This is a genomic window from Jatrophihabitans sp. (assembly GCF_036389215.1).
Classification (GTDB): domain Bacteria; phylum Actinomycetota; class Actinomycetes; order Mycobacteriales; family Jatrophihabitantaceae; genus Jatrophihabitans_A.
This window is the reverse complement of sequence record NZ_DASVQG010000203.1, coordinates 1-15,897: the sequence shown is the minus strand read 5'-3', so window position 1 is coordinate 15,897 and position 15,897 is coordinate 1. Positions and strand designations below refer to the sequence as shown.

General features: G+C 70.0%; 19 protein-coding genes and 1 pseudogene. 14 read left to right on the top strand and 6 right to left on the bottom strand.

The genetic code is table 11. The annotated features are described in order from the left end of the window. Window positions 1-2: 2 nt before the first annotated feature. Window positions 3-398, bottom strand: a complete 396-nt coding sequence (locus VF542_RS11005; RefSeq protein ID WP_408651750.1) for an NUDIX hydrolase — start codon at window positions 396-398, stop codon at window positions 3-5. 55 nt (window positions 399-453) lie between these two features. Here VF542_RS11005 and VF542_RS11000 point away from each other — a divergent pair, with 55 nt between their 5' ends. The 10 genes from VF542_RS11000 to VF542_RS10955 all read left to right on the top strand — a co-directional run bounded on the left by VF542_RS11000 (window position 454) and on the right by VF542_RS10955 (window position 7,504). After that, window positions 454-1,083, top strand: coding sequence for a DUF6758 family protein (locus tag VF542_RS11000; protein WP_408651749.1), 630 nt, complete (start codon window positions 454-456; stop codon window positions 1,081-1,083). A 180-nt stretch (window positions 1,084-1,263) separates the two neighbouring features. Beyond that, window positions 1,264-1,422, top strand: a complete 159-nt coding sequence (locus VF542_RS10995) for a hypothetical protein (protein WP_408651748.1) — start codon at window positions 1,264-1,266, stop codon at window positions 1,420-1,422. 28 nt (window positions 1,423-1,450) lie between these two features. Then, window positions 1,451-2,002, top strand: coding sequence for a PH domain-containing protein (locus VF542_RS10990; protein ID WP_408651765.1), 552 nt, complete (start codon window positions 1,451-1,453; stop codon window positions 2,000-2,002). 41 nt (window positions 2,003-2,043) lie between these two features. Further along, window positions 2,044-2,925, top strand: a complete 882-nt coding sequence (locus VF542_RS10985) for a PHP domain-containing protein (RefSeq protein WP_408651747.1) — start codon at window positions 2,044-2,046, stop codon at window positions 2,923-2,925. A 177-nt stretch (window positions 2,926-3,102) separates the two neighbouring features. Then, window positions 3,103-3,351, top strand: coding sequence for a DUF6458 family protein (locus tag VF542_RS10980; protein ID WP_408651746.1), 249 nt, complete (start codon window positions 3,103-3,105; stop codon window positions 3,349-3,351). 56 nt (window positions 3,352-3,407) lie between these two features. After that, window positions 3,408-3,563: a DUF6131 family protein gene (locus VF542_RS10975; RefSeq protein WP_408651745.1), complete on the top strand. Its 156-nt coding sequence runs from the start codon at window positions 3,408-3,410 to the stop codon at window positions 3,561-3,563. Window positions 3,564-3,797: 234 nt separating this feature from the next. Beyond that, window positions 3,798-4,415, top strand: coding sequence for an RNA polymerase sigma factor (locus VF542_RS10970; RefSeq protein ID WP_408651744.1), 618 nt, complete (start codon window positions 3,798-3,800; stop codon window positions 4,413-4,415). 54 nt (window positions 4,416-4,469) lie between these two features. Continuing rightward, entirely contained in the window at window positions 4,470-5,195 is a 726-nt protein-coding gene (locus VF542_RS10965) for a hypothetical protein (RefSeq protein WP_408651743.1), read from the top strand. A gap of 117 nt (window positions 5,196-5,312) precedes the next feature. Continuing rightward, complete coding sequence (locus VF542_RS10960) at window positions 5,313-6,638, top strand: LPXTG cell wall anchor domain-containing protein (protein WP_408651742.1); 1,326 nt, start codon at window positions 5,313-5,315, stop codon at window positions 6,636-6,638. Between the two features lie 26 nt (window positions 6,639-6,664). Then, a complete protein-coding gene (locus tag VF542_RS10955; protein ID WP_408651764.1) occupies window positions 6,665-7,504 on the top strand; it encodes a RecB family exonuclease in 840 nt (279 codons plus the stop codon). A 76-nt stretch (window positions 7,505-7,580) separates the two neighbouring features. Here VF542_RS10955 and VF542_RS10950 read toward each other — a convergent pair whose 3' ends face one another. From VF542_RS10950 to VF542_RS10940, 3 genes are read right to left on the bottom strand one after another with little or no spacing between them, the layout of a single operon-like run. Beyond that, window positions 7,581-8,429, bottom strand: a complete 849-nt coding sequence (locus tag VF542_RS10950; protein ID WP_408651741.1) for an alpha/beta fold hydrolase — start codon at window positions 8,427-8,429, stop codon at window positions 7,581-7,583. Then, entirely contained in the window at window positions 8,426-9,667 is a 1,242-nt protein-coding gene (locus VF542_RS10945; protein WP_408651740.1) for a PQQ-binding-like beta-propeller repeat protein, read from the bottom strand. Before VF542_RS10945 ends, VF542_RS10950 begins: the two co-directional genes overlap by 4 nt. Before the next feature lie 16 nt (window positions 9,668-9,683). Further along, window positions 9,684-11,270 carry a DEAD/DEAH box helicase gene (locus VF542_RS10940; protein ID WP_408651739.1) on the bottom strand — a complete coding sequence of 529 codons (1,587 nt, stop codon included), beginning with the start codon at window positions 11,268-11,270 and terminating at the stop codon, window positions 9,684-9,686. Window positions 11,271-11,532: 262 nt separating this feature from the next. On the opposite strand from VF542_RS10940, the gene VF542_RS10935 reads away from it, so the two are divergent. Next, a complete protein-coding gene (locus VF542_RS10935; protein WP_408651738.1) occupies window positions 11,533-12,192 on the top strand; it encodes a ferritin-like fold-containing protein in 660 nt (219 codons plus the stop codon). 64 nt (window positions 12,193-12,256) lie between these two features. Here VF542_RS10935 and VF542_RS10930 read toward each other — a convergent pair whose 3' ends face one another. Next, window positions 12,257-12,484, bottom strand: a complete 228-nt coding sequence (locus VF542_RS10930) for a DUF3107 domain-containing protein (protein ID WP_408651763.1) — start codon at window positions 12,482-12,484, stop codon at window positions 12,257-12,259. Between the two features lie 153 nt (window positions 12,485-12,637). Next, complete coding sequence (locus VF542_RS10925; protein WP_408651737.1) at window positions 12,638-13,333, bottom strand: TetR/AcrR family transcriptional regulator; 696 nt, start codon at window positions 13,331-13,333, stop codon at window positions 12,638-12,640. A gap of 139 nt (window positions 13,334-13,472) precedes the next feature. On the opposite strand from VF542_RS10925, the gene VF542_RS10920 reads away from it, so the two are divergent. From VF542_RS10920 to VF542_RS10910, 3 genes and pseudogenes are all read left to right on the top strand, one after another. Beyond that, window positions 13,473-14,567: an alpha/beta fold hydrolase gene (locus tag VF542_RS10920; protein ID WP_408651736.1), complete on the top strand. Its 1,095-nt coding sequence runs from the start codon at window positions 13,473-13,475 to the stop codon at window positions 14,565-14,567. Between the two features lie 4 nt (window positions 14,568-14,571). After that, window positions 14,572-15,588, top strand: coding sequence for a DUF3152 domain-containing protein (locus VF542_RS10915; RefSeq protein ID WP_408651735.1), 1,017 nt, complete (start codon window positions 14,572-14,574; stop codon window positions 15,586-15,588). Window positions 15,589-15,776: 188 nt separating this feature from the next. Next, window positions 15,777-15,897, top strand: a pseudogene (locus VF542_RS10910) (adenylyltransferase/sulfurtransferase MoeZ); the annotation flags it as partial.

Below are 15,897 nucleotides of genomic sequence, written 5' to 3'. Positions count from 1 at the left end.
CGCTAGCTCGGTAGCAGGCCCCAGCCGGCCAGCGCTTCCAGCAGACCCGCCGCCAGCGGTAGTTCGGTCAGGTCGGCCAGGTCGAACCACCCCGCGTCGGCGGCATCGTCACCGGCCCGAAGTGCGCCACCCACAACTCGACAGAGATAGTCATCGATGACGTACTCGCCACCATCCGGTGCGGGCCGGTGGACGCGTCCGGCCCAGCGAATGACCTCGACGGTGAGCCCGGTTTCTTCCCCGACCTCGCGCACGCATGCGGCTTCGGCAGGCTCGTGCGGCTCGCACTTGCCGCCGGGCACCGACCAGGTCGATACGCCGGGTGGTTTCGACCGCAGGACCAGCAGCAGCCGATGGCGCTCGTCGAAGATGATGCCGCCGGCGGCTGCGATAGGCATGGTCCAGAGTCTGCCCGAATTGACGTAGCGCGGTGATCCAGGGCACCTTGGGGACATGGGTTCCTCCTGGTGCCCCAGGTGCGGCAACGATCTGGTGGCCCCCACCGAATATGACAAAGCCTGGCGATGTTCGCGACACGGCCAGATCCTGCCCTTGACGATCCTGGCCAGGATCGATGAGCCTGCGATCCATCACGTCCGCGACCACGCCGAGGTGCCGCTGTGGCTGCCGGACCCGATGCCGGTGGGATGGGCGCTGGCGGGCCTGGCCACGGTTGGCAATGCCCCGGACGGATACCGGGCCACAGCCGTGTCGTTGCAGGGTCCGGCACCGCTGGGAGGTGCCGGTGAATGGTTGATCGTGGCCGAGGAGCCGGGTATCGGGCTGGGAGCCAGTTACGCCGGAACCGCGATGGCAGCACCGCCGCCGGTGTCGACTGAGTTGCCCGCTGCCAAGGTGCACGCTCTGGGCCATCCGACCCCGCTCTGGCCGGTCACGGACGCTCTCGCCGACCGCAGTGCCTACGTGGGGGAGGCAGCCGGAGTATGGCTCTGGCTGATCAGCTTTCCCGCCGATGCCGGCTATGCGGTGCTCGAGGACCTGGCTGTGACGGATCTGCGAGGCCAGCACCTGCCGATCCTGGAAACGGGGGAGTTCTCACTGCGGCTCAGACCCGGACACTGACGCCGCCGCTCACACCGTCCGATGTGGACCGGCTCGCCGGCCGACCCCAGCGGGCAGCGGGGAGCGCCTCCCACTCGAACCAGCAGGGAGCGCCTCCCACTCAAACCAGCAGGGGTCCGGTAGACAGGTCTCGACCTGTGGTTGAGAGCAACTGCGCGGACGGGCATCGAGGAGTCGAGCGTGGCCAAGAAGACCGGCATGGTGCTCCTGATCGCTTTCGTGATCTTCTTCATAGTCAACTCACCCGCCGACGCGGCGGCCGTCGTGAAGAACATCCAGCACCTGCTCGGCCATGGATTTGCCAGCATCAGCGAGTTCATCCGAAGTTTCCGGGACTAGCCCGGGCGAGGGCAGCCGTCGCAGCGTGATGAAGGACCACGGCAAATATCTGATTCCATCCGAGCGGGCGGTCGTGGTCACCCGGCGGCATTGGGCCAGCCTGGCGAAGGTCGGAGCCGGTTGCGCCGCGGTGTTCCTGGTCGCCCTGTTGATAGTGCTCTACCTCAGCGAGGAGCAGTTCTTCGCCGTCGTCGGGGTGCTCGGACTACTCGGCTCCCTTGGCTGGTTCGGCTTCGCCTGGTGGTTCTGGGCCACTGAGGAATTCGTCATCACCGACAAGCGGGTCCTCGTCGTCAACGGCCTGATCACCCGGCGGGTCGGGATCATGCCGCTGACGAAGGTCACCGACCTGACCTATGAACGCTCGGTGATGGGCCGGCTGCTCGGCTACGGCGTCTTCGTCATGGAATCAGCCGGCCAGCACCAGGCGATGAGCCGGATCGAGTACCTGCCCAAGCCGGACCGGCTCTACCACGAGGTCTCGACCTTGCTGTTCGGGCCCGACTCGGTGCTCAACCTCCGCAGGCGCCCCGACACCGCAAGCGATCATCCGACGACACCGCTGCCTCCGGTGGACTGAGCTCCGGTTGCCGGTCTTCGCGGTACCCGTAGGGTGACCCGATGATCGATCTGCACGCTCACACCACCGCCAGCGACGGCAGCGACACCCCGGCGGAGCTGATCCGCAACGCGGCAGCGGCCGGCGTGCACACCCTGGCCATCACAGACCACGACACCACCGGCGGATGGGGCGAGGCCATCAACACGGTGGCGGAGCTGGAGGTGCCTTTCACCTTGATCCGTGGCACCGAATTCTCGTGCATCCACTACAGCGACGGCGTCTGGATCAGCCTGCACCTGCTCGGCTACCTGTTCGACCCGGAGGCCGAGGCGCTCAAAGCCGAACGTGCTCGAATGCGTGAAAGTCGGTTAGGCCGCGGTGAAGCGATCGTCGACGCGCTGGTCGCGGCCGGTTATCCGATCAGCTGGCAGCAGGTCGTCGACATCGCCGGCGGCGGTGCTGTCGGGCGTCCGCACATCGGCCAGGCGCTGATGCAGGCCGGCGTGGTCGACAGCGTCACCGACGCCTTCGCGCACCTGCTGTCCAGTTCCTCGCCGTACTACGTGCCCAAGCGCGAGATGCCCGTGCAGCTGGCGATCGAGCTGATCCGGCAGGCCGGCGGAGTGCCGGTCATCGCCCACCCCTGGGCCCGCAAGCGAGGCCGGATCCTGGACGAGGCCGCGCTGCGGAGCCTGGTGGCACCCGGCCTGCTCGGCATCGAGGTCGACCATCCCGACCATGCGTCCGCTGACCGTGCCCGGCTGGCGGAGCTGAGCGCCGAACTCGGGCTGGTCAGCACCGGGTCCTCCGACTATCACGGCACCCGCAAGTCGGTCAGGCTGGGCGAGGAAACCACCAGTGCACGGTCCCTGCAGCGACTGCTCAGCCTGGCCACCGGGATAGACCCGGTCCGTTCCGATCCGGCAGCCGAGGCCGGTTGACCGGACTGGTGTGACAAAAGTCGGCGCCCGGTCGCTGATGGAGTGAGGTGAACAGCCACCTCAAGGCCTACAGGTCAAACCGTCGTCCAGCCGAGCGCGAAATCTCAGCCGGACAGCTGGGCACGTTGCGGCTAGCGTGAAGTGCCCGCGCTACGGTTCTATCCGACAAGGAGTCCCATGAGGATAGGAGCGAGTCTCTTCCTGATTGCCTGCGGCGCAATCCTGACATTCGCGGTCACCAAGGAGGTGAACGGGGTCGACCTCAGCACCATCGGGGTCATCCTGATGATCGTGGGTGCGCTAGGTCTGCTCATCACACTGGTCCTGGCAAACACCCGGCGTCGCACCGATATCATTCACCGCCGGAGCGGAACCACTTATATCGAACCCGGAGATCCAGTCGACCCGGTCGACCCTCGGTATTAGTTCACCGCCCGCACGACCCCGTCCGTACGTAACGCAACAACTGCCTGGAGGCACTAGTGATCATCCTCGGACTCATCCTGCTCATCGTCGGGATCGTGATCGGCAGCGGCATCCTGACGACGCTGGGCATCATCCTGCTCGTAATCGGCGCCATCCTCGCGATCGCCGGAGCAATGGGCCGCGCTGTCGGTGGCCGCAAGCACTACTACTAAACCCCAAGCACCTCCGCACCGAGTCATCTGCCGAAGGTCCGTCCGCAACGCGAACGGGCCTTCGGCCTTTCCTCCACCGGTTGCCCCGCACGCCGGTAACCTGCCGCGGCGGCAACACGGCAGGCATTGGCCCCGCAATAGCCACCTGACCGGTAGCTGATCCGGTACGGTCTGCCCGAGTTCGGTCTGCGAGATCGTCCCGAGCGTCAAGGTGGCTGCAAGTGTGAACCGCACATGCTGACGCGACTGCGTCCGGAAGGTGAAGACCTGCCGGACCGCCAACTGCTTCTGGCGCCGGTCCGAACCGATGATCAGCTGAGCGCGGTCGTGCTGGCGGCGCAGGCCGGGCAGCAAGAAGCCTTCAGCGAGCTGTACCAGCTGGTGCAGCCCGGTTTGTTGCGGTATCTGAGCGTGCTGGTCGGCCGGGATGCCGAGGACATTGCGTCCGAGACCTGGCTGCAGGTGTGCCGTGATCTGCACACCTTCGTCGGCGACGCCGACGGCTTTCGAGGCTGGGTGGCCACCATCGGCCGGCATCGCGGGTTGGATCACCTGCGCAGCCGCAGCCGCCGGCCCGGGAATCCGGCGCCCTGGGAGGCCCTGCTGGCAGTCGCCGGCCAGGACGACACCGCTGTCCAGGCCGAGGAGTCGCTGTCCACTGCGGCCGCGTTGAGCCTGATCGGCGAGTTACCCCAGGAGCAGGCCGAGGCGGTGCTGCTGCGCGCGGTGATCGGCCTGGACGCCAAGACCGCAGCCGCGGTGCTGGGCAAGAGCCCTGGCGCGGTCCGTACCTCGGCCTACCGCGGCTTGAAGAACCTGGCCGCGATGTTGGAACGGGGCCGCACCGACTGACCGATCTGCGATGTGGTGTGACAGATGCTCCCGTGTCGGCGCTGAACAGATGTCATGACGCACGCTAGCGGCCGCTGGTCGCCACGCCATCCGGACGAGGACGAACTCGTCCGAGCTGTCGACGCCTCGGCGGCACTGCGGCAGCTGCTGGCGGCCGCCTCGGCACCACCGTCGACGGCCGAGCTGACGGGCCGGCCCCGTGCGATCGCCGACTTCCGGGCCGCACAGCGGCCCCGAGCTCCTGAACCCGACACCGAGCCGACCTGTTCCGCCCGCGGTGGCCAGCCCGCCACGACGGGCCTCAGGCGGCCAAGCCGCTGGTCGGCCCGCCTCACGGTGGCCTGCACGGCACTGATCGTGCTGCTCGGGGGCACCGTCGCGACAGCCGCGGCCGGCGAGTTGCCGACACTGCGTCAGGCCATGTCCAACCTGTTCACCGATCTGATACCGCCGGACGACACCCCGCCGCCCGGCGGCACCTCCTCCGAGCACCCGCTCCAACCTCGACCTGGCCGGACAGGACCGTCCTCGCCCGGTTCGGCCAGCACCGGCTCGCCGGCTTCGAAGTCAGCGATGGGCGGCGCCGTCGAACGCCGTCTCACGGGCACCAGCGTGCCGCAGGTGGCTCGGTCCTGCCGCAGCTGCCCGGTGCGCCAGGCGAGCGGAACCGCCGCGGGACGGCAGGCCACGCCTCCGCAGGTCACGCCTCGGCAGGCCACGCCTCCGCAGGCCACGCCTCCGCAGGCCACGCCTCCGCAGCCCACGCACCGGCATGGCTGAGCCGACCGGTCCGTAGGAGCCCGGCGGGGCTGACGCGGGCTCGTGGCCAGCGCCCGACCCGGGCACCCCTGTGGATGACTGAAACAGGCACCGGCTGCCGGCCACTAGCATGGACCGGTGACCAGATTCGGCGTGCCCGTGAGGCGGCTGCGTGCAACGGTGTTGTTGGTCGCGGCCCTCCTCGGCATGCTGCTGGGGACGGCGGCCCCGGCTGACGCTGACGTCGACCAGGCGATCAGCGCCCTGAAGTCCGCCAATCTCTACGTCGATCCAGCCGCCGGTGCCAGGCTGGACGACGATGCCGTGACATCGGCGTTGAACTCCACGATCAAGATCGCGATACTGCCCAGCGATGCCGGCGATGCTCACCAGCTCGCGGTCAAGATAGGTGCGGCCGTGGACCCCGGCAGCGGGCTCACCGTAGGGGTGTTCGTCGGCAGGACCTTCAACGCGGCCTCCAGCAAGCTCTGCTCGGGGCGGGCCGGCCAGCTGGCTGGCAGAGCGGTCGCCGACAACCGCAGCCAGTTGCAGTCCAACAGCGACCTGACCGAGACGATCAGGGATTTCGCCGACCTGGTCGAGGCCGCACCCAAGGGTTGCTCCAACGGCTCCAACGGCTCCGACGGCGGTGGCGACACCAGCGAGGACAGCTCGTCCACCGGCGGCAGCGGTTGGGCGACCCTCGGCGTTCTCGGGGCGCTCGGGGCCGGTGGCGTCGGCGCGCTGATGTGGCGGCGCAAGCGCAAGGACCGGCAGGCGCTGGCCGACGCCCGTGCTCTGATCCAGCCTTACTACGACCGCCTTGCCGCCGACGTCTCGTCCCTGCAACCCGGCAACAACGCCACTGCCCGGCAGGCACTGGCAGACGCTTCTGAGCGCTACAACTCCGGGGGCTCGCAGCTGGCCACGGCGACCACCTTGGCGCAACTCGGCGGTGCCCGGCGCAGCATCCTGGAAGGCCTGCAGGCCACCCGAACCGCCCGGCAGGCGCTCGGGCTCGACCCAGGCCCGGACTTGCCCCCGCTGGCCGAGTCGAGCGCTCCGCAGCTCTCCCAGGCCCAGCAGGTCGATGTCGGTGGCCAGGCCGTGCAGGGTTATCCCACCTACACCCCTGGAGCCCCCTACTACTTCGCCGGCGGCGGGGGATACCTCGGCGGTTGGTATTCGATGCCGTTCTGGCAGAGCCTGCTCATCGCCGAGGCCCTGACCCCGGGCTGGGGCTGGGGCTTCGGTGGCTGGGGCGGCGGCTGGGGTGGTGGCGGCTACGGCACCGGTTACGGTTCCGGTTACGACAGCGGTTTCGAAGCCGGCCGGGAATCAGCCGAGGAGGACCACGGTGGCTGGGGCGGCGGCGGTGGCGACTGGGGCGGCGGCGGCGACTGGGGCGGCGGCGGCGGCGACTGGGGCGGTGGCGGCGGTGACTCGGGCGGTGGCAGCTGGTGACGGCCGTTCCTGAGCAGCTCGAGTTGATGGGGCTGCCTCGGCCCCTGTTCGCGGCGACGCCGTCCAAGCTCGCCACCTTCGACTGCCCGCGGCGGTACCGGATGACCTACCTGGACCGGCCCACGCCGCCGAAGGGGCCGCCATGGGCACACAACACCGTCGGTGCCGTGGTGCACCTGGCACTGGCCCGCTGGTGGCAGCTGGAGCCGGCGCGCCGGACGCCGGAGGCCGGCGCCGCGCTGGTCATCCGCAACTGGCAGCATGACGGTTTCGCCAGCCGCGAGCAGTCCGAGGCATGGCGGGTGCAGGCCGCCGACTGGGTGGCCGGCTACCTGGCCGACGAGGCGGCACGCAGCGACCCGCGGCGTGAGCCCAGGGGCGTCGAGCGCACGGTCGCGGCCGCCACCGACCGGTTGGCGATCTCCGGCCGGGTGGACCGGATCGACGAGCGGGACGGCGAACTGGTGATCGTCGACTACAAGACCGGTCGCTCGCGGCTGGACTCCGACGACGCTCGCGGTTCGCTGGCTCTGGCGCTCTACTCGGTCGCCGCCGAGCGGACCCTGCATCAGCGTTGCCGCCGGGTGGAGCTGCATCACCTGCCCACGGGTGAGGTGGCAGCCTTCGAGCACACCGAGGAGTCGCTGAGCCAGCACCTCACCAGGGCCGGGAACACCGCGACGGACATCCTTGCCGCTACCGAGGAGGTAGCCGCCGGGGCCGACCCGGAGCAGGTTTTCGTGCCGGTCCCGGGACCGGCCTGCAGCTGGTGCGACTTCCGGCGGCAGTGCCCCGAAGGCCAGGCCGCGTCACGCCCGAGGGCCAGTTGGGACGGCCTCGGGTTGCTGGACTCCAGCCAACCCTGACCGGTGCGACATCCCGTCGGTCGGCAAGCTGATCCACCCGTTCCTGAGGACGACTCCACGCAGCCCGACGTGCTGATCAGCGGAGGCTCTGCCAGAACCGCAGCAGCGCTCGCACGGTAGCCACGGGATTCTCCACGGCCGGGGAGTGCGCCGCAGCGGCGATCACGACGTGGGCAGCGCCCAGCCGCCGCGCCATCTCGGCCTGCAGTGCCGGCGCCCAGGCATCGTCGGATTCACCGTGCAGCACGAGCATCGGCAGGCCCGTCCGGGAAAGCTCGTCCGTACCGTCCTCGACGGTGCGAAGCGCGTTGCCCATGACCTGCAACCCGACCGGGTCGGTTGCCATGAAACGGGTTCGCAAGAAGTCCCGCAGCGCCGGTGAGGACCGCGCGTACTTCGGATCGGCCTGCGCACTGGCTTCGATCTGGCTCCAGAGCCCGGCCATACCCCACCGCGCCAGCACCAGCTCACCGGCGTCCAGCAGGGTTCGCCGCTGTCCGGTCAGGGCAGCAGGCCCGGAACTCATCAGCGTGAAGCTGTCGAACAGCTCGGACTTCGCCAGCACCGCGGCACGCCCGACCAGCCCACCCAGGGAATGGCCGACCAGATGCAGCCGGGACCCGGCCGGTGCCAGTTCGGCGGCGAGTTGGCACACGTCCTCGGCCAGCGCCTGGAAGGTGTAGCCCGCCGGGCTGGTCGCCCAGGCCGACTCGAATTGGCCGCGCTGATCGATGGCCACCGCCCGGTACCCGGCGTCGGCCAGCGGCCGCAGCAGTGGCAGGAAGTCCTCCTTGCTGCCGGTATAGCCAGGCACCAGCAGCACCACCGGCCGGGCGGGCTGAGACCCGGCCGTTGCCGAGTCGCCGGTGTCGATGTTGTCCAAGGCCGCGATGGTCCCGCTCGGCAGCGTGAACTGGGTTCTCACTGGTACATCCGGGTGTCCGCTCCGGCGAGCAGCACCCCGTTGCCTACCGGAAACGCTCGGAAGACCCCGGGCATCGGCTGCGTCAGGGTCACGACCGCCTCGACCTTGCCGGTGTTGCCGGAGTAACGGTGCACCGTGGCGTCGTCGGAGGCGGCCAGCACGTCCGCCCCCACGACGGTCGCCGGGCCGGCGGCTGTCGCGGACCAGTTCACCGTCCCGGACTTGAGGAAGCTGTACAACCGGCCCAGCCAGAGCACCTCCAGCGTCTGACCCTCGGCGTTCAGGCCGTCGACGGTGGTGGCGGCCCGGGGCAACCCGCCCACCGGGGCCTGCAACGCGGCCGGCTCGGCCAACTGGCCGGTCACCCTGTCGGCGCCCTTGTCGAGGCTGTAACTGTGCAACTCGCCGGTGGTCGGGTCCAGCGCGCCGACGAACGTGCTCGCCGCGACCGGCACCATCGCCCGTGGCACGTTCACCGACCATTTCAGAGTGTCGGAGGTCAGCCCGCGCAGCACCAGCCGGTGTTGCGAGCCGCAGGTGGTACTGATCAGCACCCCCTGGGACCCGGCCAGCGCCCGGTCCACCGAGCAGCGATCGGGCGCGACCCAGTCCCAGCGGTCCAGGCCACCGGCGTTGTCGATGACGTGTACGGAGTAGCGAGCCACCGTCAGCACCACGTTCGGCGCGCTGGCGGCCTCGGTGATGCCGTTGTCCGTCATGGTGCGCAACCACTTGACGGCACCGGTCGCGGTCACCAGGCCGGTCACCTCATCGCAGTTGCCGTGCCGGTTGTAGATGGCGATCGTCGAGGCGTCCTGCTGCAAGACCGAGCAGATCGTCTGATCCGAGCGGGTGTAGTGCCACCGCAGCTTGCCGGTGCGGGCGTCCAGGCCGTGCACGCTGTGGCTGTCATGGGTGACCACCACCCCGTCCTGGACCGGGGTGCCCGCGGCAGGCCGGTCATCGGTGCGCCAGGTCGTGGCGAGCGCGTCAGCGGTCGACCCGGTCGGGATGGGTGCCGGCGGCGCGGCGGTGTGGCCGGTGACGTGGACGAGTTCGCCATGCGAATAGGCCGCGCGCACGGCAAGCACCGTCACCAGCACGAGCACTGCCAGAACCGCGGCGTAGCGACGCATGGCCCGGGTGTTACGGGCCTGATAGTCCAGCAGCGCCGGATGACCCGGCACGGCAGTCGCGCTCCGCCCACCCGCAGCGGTCAGCTCGTCCGGTTCCGACACGTGAGGTGATCCCGACTCAGCCGGCGCTGCTCTGCTCCGCGGGGGCGTCGCCGGTCACCGGCGCACCGGCCCGGGTCCGCCGCCGGCGCCGGTTTCGAGTGGCCGCCGGTTTGCGCTCACCCTGCTCGGACTCCGGCCCGCTCGCCGTGTCCTCGGCGCGGGATCGGGTCCGCCGCCCGGAGCCCTCGGCCCGGCCGGAGCGCCCGGCGGAAGGCCGGTCGCCCCGGGATGGCTTCTTACGGCTCGGCCCTCCGAGGTCCTCCACCGCTTCGGCGTCCAGACCTGCCCGGGTCCGCGCCGCACGCGGCAGCACACCCTTGACCGAGGTCGGGATGCCCAGTTCCAGGTAGATGTGCTCCGAGGTGGAGTAGGTCTCGACCGGCTCGTGGAACGGCAGGTTCAGCGTGTCGCAGATCAACTTCCACTTGGCCAGGTCGTCCCAGTCCACCAACGTCACCGAGGTCCCGGACTTGCCGGCCCGGGCGGTGCGGCCGATCCGGTGCACGTAGGTCATCGCGTCCTCGGGGCACTGGTAGTTGATCACGTGGGTGACGTCGTCGATGTCCAGGCCCCGGGCAGCCACATCGGTGGCCACCAGCACGTCGACCTTGCCCGAGCGGAACGCCCGCAACGCCTGCTCGCGGGCGCCCTGGCTGAGGTCCCCGTGCACCGCGCCGGCCGCGAAACCGCGCTCGACGAGATCGTCGGCGACCTTCTGGGCGGTGCGCTTGGTACGGGTGAAGATCAGCGTCAGGCCGCGGCCCTCGGCCTGCAGCACCCGGGCCAGCAGCTCGGTCTTGTCCATCGCGTGCGCCCGGTAGGCGAACTGGTCGACATGCTCGGTGGCCGGGATCTGGCTGTCGGACTCGGCCCGGATCTGCATGGGCTGATTGAGGAACTGCCGGGCCAGCGCCACGATCGGTCCCGGCATGGTGGCCGAGAACAGCATCGTCTGGCGGCCGGCGGGCAGTTGCGACATCAGCTTCTCGATGTCGGGCAGGAAGCCCAGGTCCAGCATCTCGTCGGCCTCGTCGAGCACCAGGCAGCGGACGAAACCGAGGTTCAGATGACCCTGCTGGGACAGGTCCAGCAACCGGCCCGGCGTGCCGACGACCACGTCGCAGCCTGCCTTGAGCGCCTCGACCTGTGGTTCGTAGGCGCGCCCGCCGTAGATCGTGACGACCTTGGCGCCGAGCAGCTTGCCCGCGGTGGTCAGGTCGCCGGCCACCTGCACAGCCAGCTCCCGGGTGGGGGCGATCACCAAGGCTTGCGGCTTGGCACCCTTGGAGCTGGGCAGCTCGAGCCGGTTGAGCATCGGGACCCCGAAGCCCAGGGTCTTGCCGGTGCCGGTCCGGGCCTGGCCGATCAGGTCAGAGCCCGCCAGCGCGATCGGCAGCGTCAGCTCCTGGATGGCGAAGGTGTGCTCGATGCCCACCGACCTGAGTGCCTCGATGATTTCGGGCTTGATGGCGAAACTGGAGAACAACGGGCTGTCAGGCTTGACCGGGGCGATTCCGACCAGTGGAGCGACCGCGACGGCATCAAGGCCGGATTCATCGCTGTCGACGGGTTGGGTGGCATCGCTGAAAGCAGCGTCTGTCATGGCGGTATCCAATTCTGCGTACAGGTGCGAACAATCGTGGGCACCTGCGGCGGGGCCATCGCTACTGGCCGCCAGCGCGGCAGACACCCGCTAGGACGGTGGAGCCGGCTCGGGACCGCCTCTGAACAAGGCGGGAGAAGGCGGCGTACCCGATGCCTCGGGTCCCAGTCTAGCTGCCGGAGCCCTGCATCCCCCGCACCCCGAGTTACGGTGGGCCCCGCAACCGCGCACCGCGACGTACGGCAAGGGGAGACCAAGGGCCATGACGGCTGCCGAGGAGGAAGACCAGGCCGCGATCATCGACCTGCTGGGCGTGCTGGCCTACGGCGAGTTGAGCGCCTTCGACCGGATGGCAGCCGACGCCCGGATGGCGCCGTCCACGGCGTTGCGCGCCGCGCTGTCGGAGGTCGCGGCGCTGGAGATGGGCCACTACCGCAAGCTGGTCACCCGGATCGCCGAACTCGGAGCAGACCCGCAGCAGGCGATGGCACCGTTCATCGAAGCCGTCGAGACCTTCCACCAGCGCACCGAGCCGCGGACCTGGGGCGAGGCGCTGGTGAAGGCCTACGTCGGGGACGGACTGGCCGCCGACTTCTACCTGGAGATCGCCCAGTACGTCGATCCCTCGACCCGGCAGCTGGTCACCGAGGCGCTGGCCGACTCCGGCAACGCCGAGTTCGCGATCCGCGAGGTGGGCGCGCTGATCAGCAGTGACCCCACCGCCGCGTCCCGGTTGTCGCTGTGGGGCCGGCGGCTGGTCGGGGAGGCGATCACCCAGGCGCAACGGGTCGCGGCCGAGCGGGATGCGCTGACGATGCTCATCGTCGGCGGGGTCGGGGATCTCACCGGCATCAGCCAGCTCACCGATCGCATCACCCGCAAGCACACCCAGCGGATGACCGCGATCGGCCTGTCGAACTAGCTCGTTGTTGTCCGGAGCTAACGTCGTCCGGAGCTAACGTCGGCCGGGCTAACGTCGTCCGGAGCTAACCGGCGACGAAGCCGACCCGGCGGACGTCGGCCTGGGCGATCTCGATGTAGGCCACCAGGTTGGCGGGCACGATCACCCGGCGACCGCGCTCGTCACTCAGTGCCAGCTGACCGTCCACGCTCTTGAGCGCCGTGGCGACCACTTCCTCCACCTCGGCGGGCGTCTGGTTGCTTTCCAGCACGATCTCGCGGGGGGTGTGCAGTACGCCGATCTTGACCTCCACGCGGTCCTCCAGTTCAGTGGCCGGCACGTCTTACGGTGAACGGCTCGGCTGCCAGCTCCAACGCCGGACACCATCGTCTCCGGACGCGGTCCACGCTAGTCGAACCCGGGTGCCGGGCTGCCGATCGGCCGCTGCGCTGTGAGCGAACGACGATCAATCGCTGGCCGGCGGCAGCCCGGAACCGCCTGCCTGCAGCGGGGAGCCTGCCTGCAGCGGGGAGCCTGCCTGCAGCGGGAAGAAGGAGATACCTCGCCACTGCAGCGTCTCCAGCAATCGGACCGCTTCGGCCTTGGGAATCGGCCGGTCGGCATCCAGCCACCAGGTCGCGGTGATCTGAGCGGCGCCGGTCAGTGCCACCGACAGCAGCTCGGCCTGCGGGCGGCCCAGCCCGGTGTCGGCGGCAACCGTCTCGGCGACTGCCTGCATGGTGATCCGCGCCACCCGATCGACCCGTTCCCGCACCGCCGGCTCGTTGCCCAGGTCGGATTCGAAGATCAGCCGGAACGCACCCTCGTCGCCGCGGTCGGCGCCGTCGACGAAGTCGAAGTACGCCGTCAGCACGTTGTGCACCCGGACCCGGTTGTCCTCGGTCTCGGCCAGTGCCTGCCGGACCCGGTCCAGCACGTCCTCGGCATGGGTGTCCAGCAGGGCCAGGTAGAGCTCCAGCTTGCCGGGGAAGTGCTGGTACAGAACGGGTTTGGACACCCCGGCCCGGATCGCGATGTCGTCCATAGCGGCGGCGTGGTAGCCGTGGGTCACGAAAACTTCCTGAGCGGCTGCCAGCAGTTGCTTCCGGCGCGCCGACCGGGGGAGCCGGGCGCCTCGTGAGGTGTCCATGGTCTCGGTCATGAAAAACCTCCTGGCCGGCACTGGGGCGATTCCGATGCTACCGGTGGGTAGTCAGCCGGCCGTACGGTCACCGGCAGGGCACCCCGCCACCCCATCGCCGGGAGGCGCACCAGCAGGCCAAGACGGTAGTTTTGTTGCAATGAACACCACGCCGCCGGCCCAGGGCCGCACGCTTCCCGGCAGCCGCGCGCTGACCCGGGGCCGGCGCATCGCGCAGGCCGGTTACGGCCGGGTGCGCACCCGTCCCAGCCGGCCGCTGCGGACGGCCACCCTGGTCAGCCCGGCCGAGTACCGGCTGGCCACGCCGAACCCCGACCTCCAGCCGTGGCCGGGCACCGAACTGCGGGTCGGTCAGAACCGCATCAACGTCCGCCGGACTCCGTCGGCGAATCCGGACGCCGAGCCGGCACTGTACGTGCACGGCCTGGGCGGGGCCTCCACGAACTTCACCGATCTGGCTGACCTGCTCTCGCCCTGGCTGGACGGCCACGCCATCGACCTGCCGGGCTTCGGAGGCTCCGGCCCGCCACCCCACTCGGATTACTCGATCGCCGCGCACACCCGGCTGGTCATCGACTACCTGGAGCAGACCGGGCGTGGGCCGGTGCACCTGGTCGGCAACTCGATGGGCGGCGCGATCTCGATCCAGGTGGCGGCCCGCCGCCCGGATCTGGTGCGCACCCTGAGCCTGGTCTCGCCCGCGGTGCCGGACCTGCGGCCGAAGAAGGGCTCGGACGCCTTGATGCCGCTGTTGCTGGTGCCCGGCCTCGGTACCCGGGTGCTGGCCCGCTTGGACCAGCTGCCGCCGCAACGGCGGGTGCAGGCGGTGATCGAGCTGTGTTTCGCGCACCCTGAGACGGTGCCGGCCAACCGGCTCGCCGAGGCGGTCGCCGAGCTGCGGGTCCGCCGCGGCTACGCGTGGGCCGGCGAGGCGATGCTGCGGTCGTTCCGGGGCCTGGTGCGCAGCTACCTGACGGTCGGGACCCGGTCACCGTGGTTCGCCTTGAGCCAGATCCAGGCTCCCGCGGTGGTGGTGTGGGGCCAGCTGGACCGGCTGGTCGACGTCGCCAACGCGCCGCGGGTCGCCCGGACGCTGCCCGATGCCAGCCTGCTGGTGCTGCCCGACGTCGGGCACACCGCGCAGCTGGAGGACCCGGTCAGCACCGCCAGAGCCATCCTCGGCTTGCTGGCGCGAGCAAATGCCGGTTCCGCCCAGGTGGGTGTGGGATCGTGACGCGGTGACTCGACCGAGCGCTGAGCAGCGCCAGCGGGATTCCGCCGGTCGTTCGCCGGCCGGGCGCGGCGGCGGGCCGCGCCGTGGCGCCGGCGCTCGCTGGCGAGCCTTCGCCGGCCGGTACGGCTGGCGTGCGTATGCGCTGCCGCTGCTCACGGTGGTCAGCGCACTGGTGATCTTCAACATCGGCTCGCACCGCGACCAGCCGCCCGCTCGCGCCGCGGCCAGTGTCGGGACCCTTGCCAGCACCGTCGCGAGCACGTCGGCGGCACCGTCCAGTGCGGCCACCGCCACCTCCAGCGCCACGGCGTCCAGCAAGTCGGCCTCGAGCAGCAGGCCGGTGGTCAGCTCGCCGGCCACGTCACTGGCGTCACCGGCACTGCCGCCCGGGGCGCCCTACACCTTCCAGGGCACCGGCAGCTTCTCGACCGTCGCAGGCCATTCGGGCGTGCTCGGCAAGGGCCAGCTCTACCGGTTCACCATCGATGTCGAGAACGGCATCACCGGCGTGGACCGCAAGGTCTTCGCCGCCACCGTGATGGCAGCCCTGAGCGACAAGCGGTCCTGGATCGGCAGCGGAGCGGTGGCACTGCAGCGGGTGGACTCCGGGCCGGTCGACTTCCGGATCAGCCTGAGCGCCCCGACGACCGTGCGGCGGATCTGCGGATACTCGCTGCGGATCGAGACCTCCTGCAATGCCGGCAGCGTGGGCCGGGTGGTGCTCAACGTGTCCCGCTGGACCCGCGGCGCCGTGGTGTTCGACGGCGACCTGGCCAACTACCGCCGCTACGCCGTCAACCACGAGGTCGGCCACGCGCTGGGTCACAACCACAGTCACTACTGCCTCGACAACGGCCTGGCGCCGGTGATGATGCAGCAGAGCATCGGGACCAGGACGGCCGGCGGCCGGGTCTGCCGGGTCAACCCCTGGCCGTTCCCGCCGGGTACCGCGGACGCGCCGGGTGCCGAGCAGTTCGGCGACCAGGCCGATGCGGACTTCTTCCAGCGCAATTCCTCCTGAGCCCACGCGGACCGGCCGAACGCGACGGCGGCGCTGACGGTGTTGAGGGTGCCGCCCGGCGCTGACGGTGCCACTACTGAGGGTGCCGCCCGGTGCTCCCGCGCGCGGCGTATGGGAATCTGTCAGCGCTGTTGCGACGTTGTGGCAGCGATCGCCGTAGTCCGTCCGTGGAAGGAAACCGAGAGCTCGTGTCTCTGCCACCGCTCGTCGAACCCGCCGACTCGCTGACCGTCGATGAGGTACGCCGGTACAGCCGCCACCTGATCATCCCCGATGTGGCGATGATCGGGCAGAAGCGGCTGAAGAACG

What these genes read in the sequence shown, in the direction of transcription:
- VF542_RS11005 (WP_408651750.1), bottom strand. Translation starts at nt 398, where the DNA reads ATGCCTATCGCAGCCGCCGGCGGCATCATCTTCGACGAGCGCCATCGG.
- VF542_RS11000 (WP_408651749.1), top strand. Translation starts at nt 454, where the DNA reads ATGGGTTCCTCCTGGTGCCCCAGGTGCGGCAACGATCTGGTGGCCCCC.
- VF542_RS10990 (WP_408651765.1), top strand. Translation starts at nt 1,451, where the DNA reads ATGAAGGACCACGGCAAATATCTGATTCCATCCGAGCGGGCGGTCGTG.
- VF542_RS10985 (WP_408651747.1), top strand. Translation starts at nt 2,044, where the DNA reads ATGATCGATCTGCACGCTCACACCACCGCCAGCGACGGCAGCGACACC.
- VF542_RS10980 (WP_408651746.1), top strand. Translation starts at nt 3,103, where the DNA reads ATGAGGATAGGAGCGAGTCTCTTCCTGATTGCCTGCGGCGCAATCCTG.
- VF542_RS10970 (WP_408651744.1), top strand. Translation starts at nt 3,798, where the DNA reads ATGCTGACGCGACTGCGTCCGGAAGGTGAAGACCTGCCGGACCGCCAA.
- VF542_RS10965 (WP_408651743.1), top strand. Translation starts at nt 4,470, where the DNA reads ATGACGCACGCTAGCGGCCGCTGGTCGCCACGCCATCCGGACGAGGAC.
- VF542_RS10955 (WP_408651764.1), top strand. Translation starts at nt 6,665, where the DNA reads ATGGGGCTGCCTCGGCCCCTGTTCGCGGCGACGCCGTCCAAGCTCGCC.
- VF542_RS10940 (WP_408651739.1), bottom strand. Translation starts at nt 11,270, where the DNA reads ATGACAGACGCTGCTTTCAGCGATGCCACCCAACCCGTCGACAGCGAT.
- VF542_RS10935 (WP_408651738.1), top strand. Translation starts at nt 11,533, where the DNA reads ATGACGGCTGCCGAGGAGGAAGACCAGGCCGCGATCATCGACCTGCTG.
- VF542_RS10925 (WP_408651737.1), bottom strand. Translation starts at nt 13,333, where the DNA reads ATGACCGAGACCATGGACACCTCACGAGGCGCCCGGCTCCCCCGGTCG.
- VF542_RS10920 (WP_408651736.1), top strand. Translation starts at nt 13,473, where the DNA reads ATGAACACCACGCCGCCGGCCCAGGGCCGCACGCTTCCCGGCAGCCGC.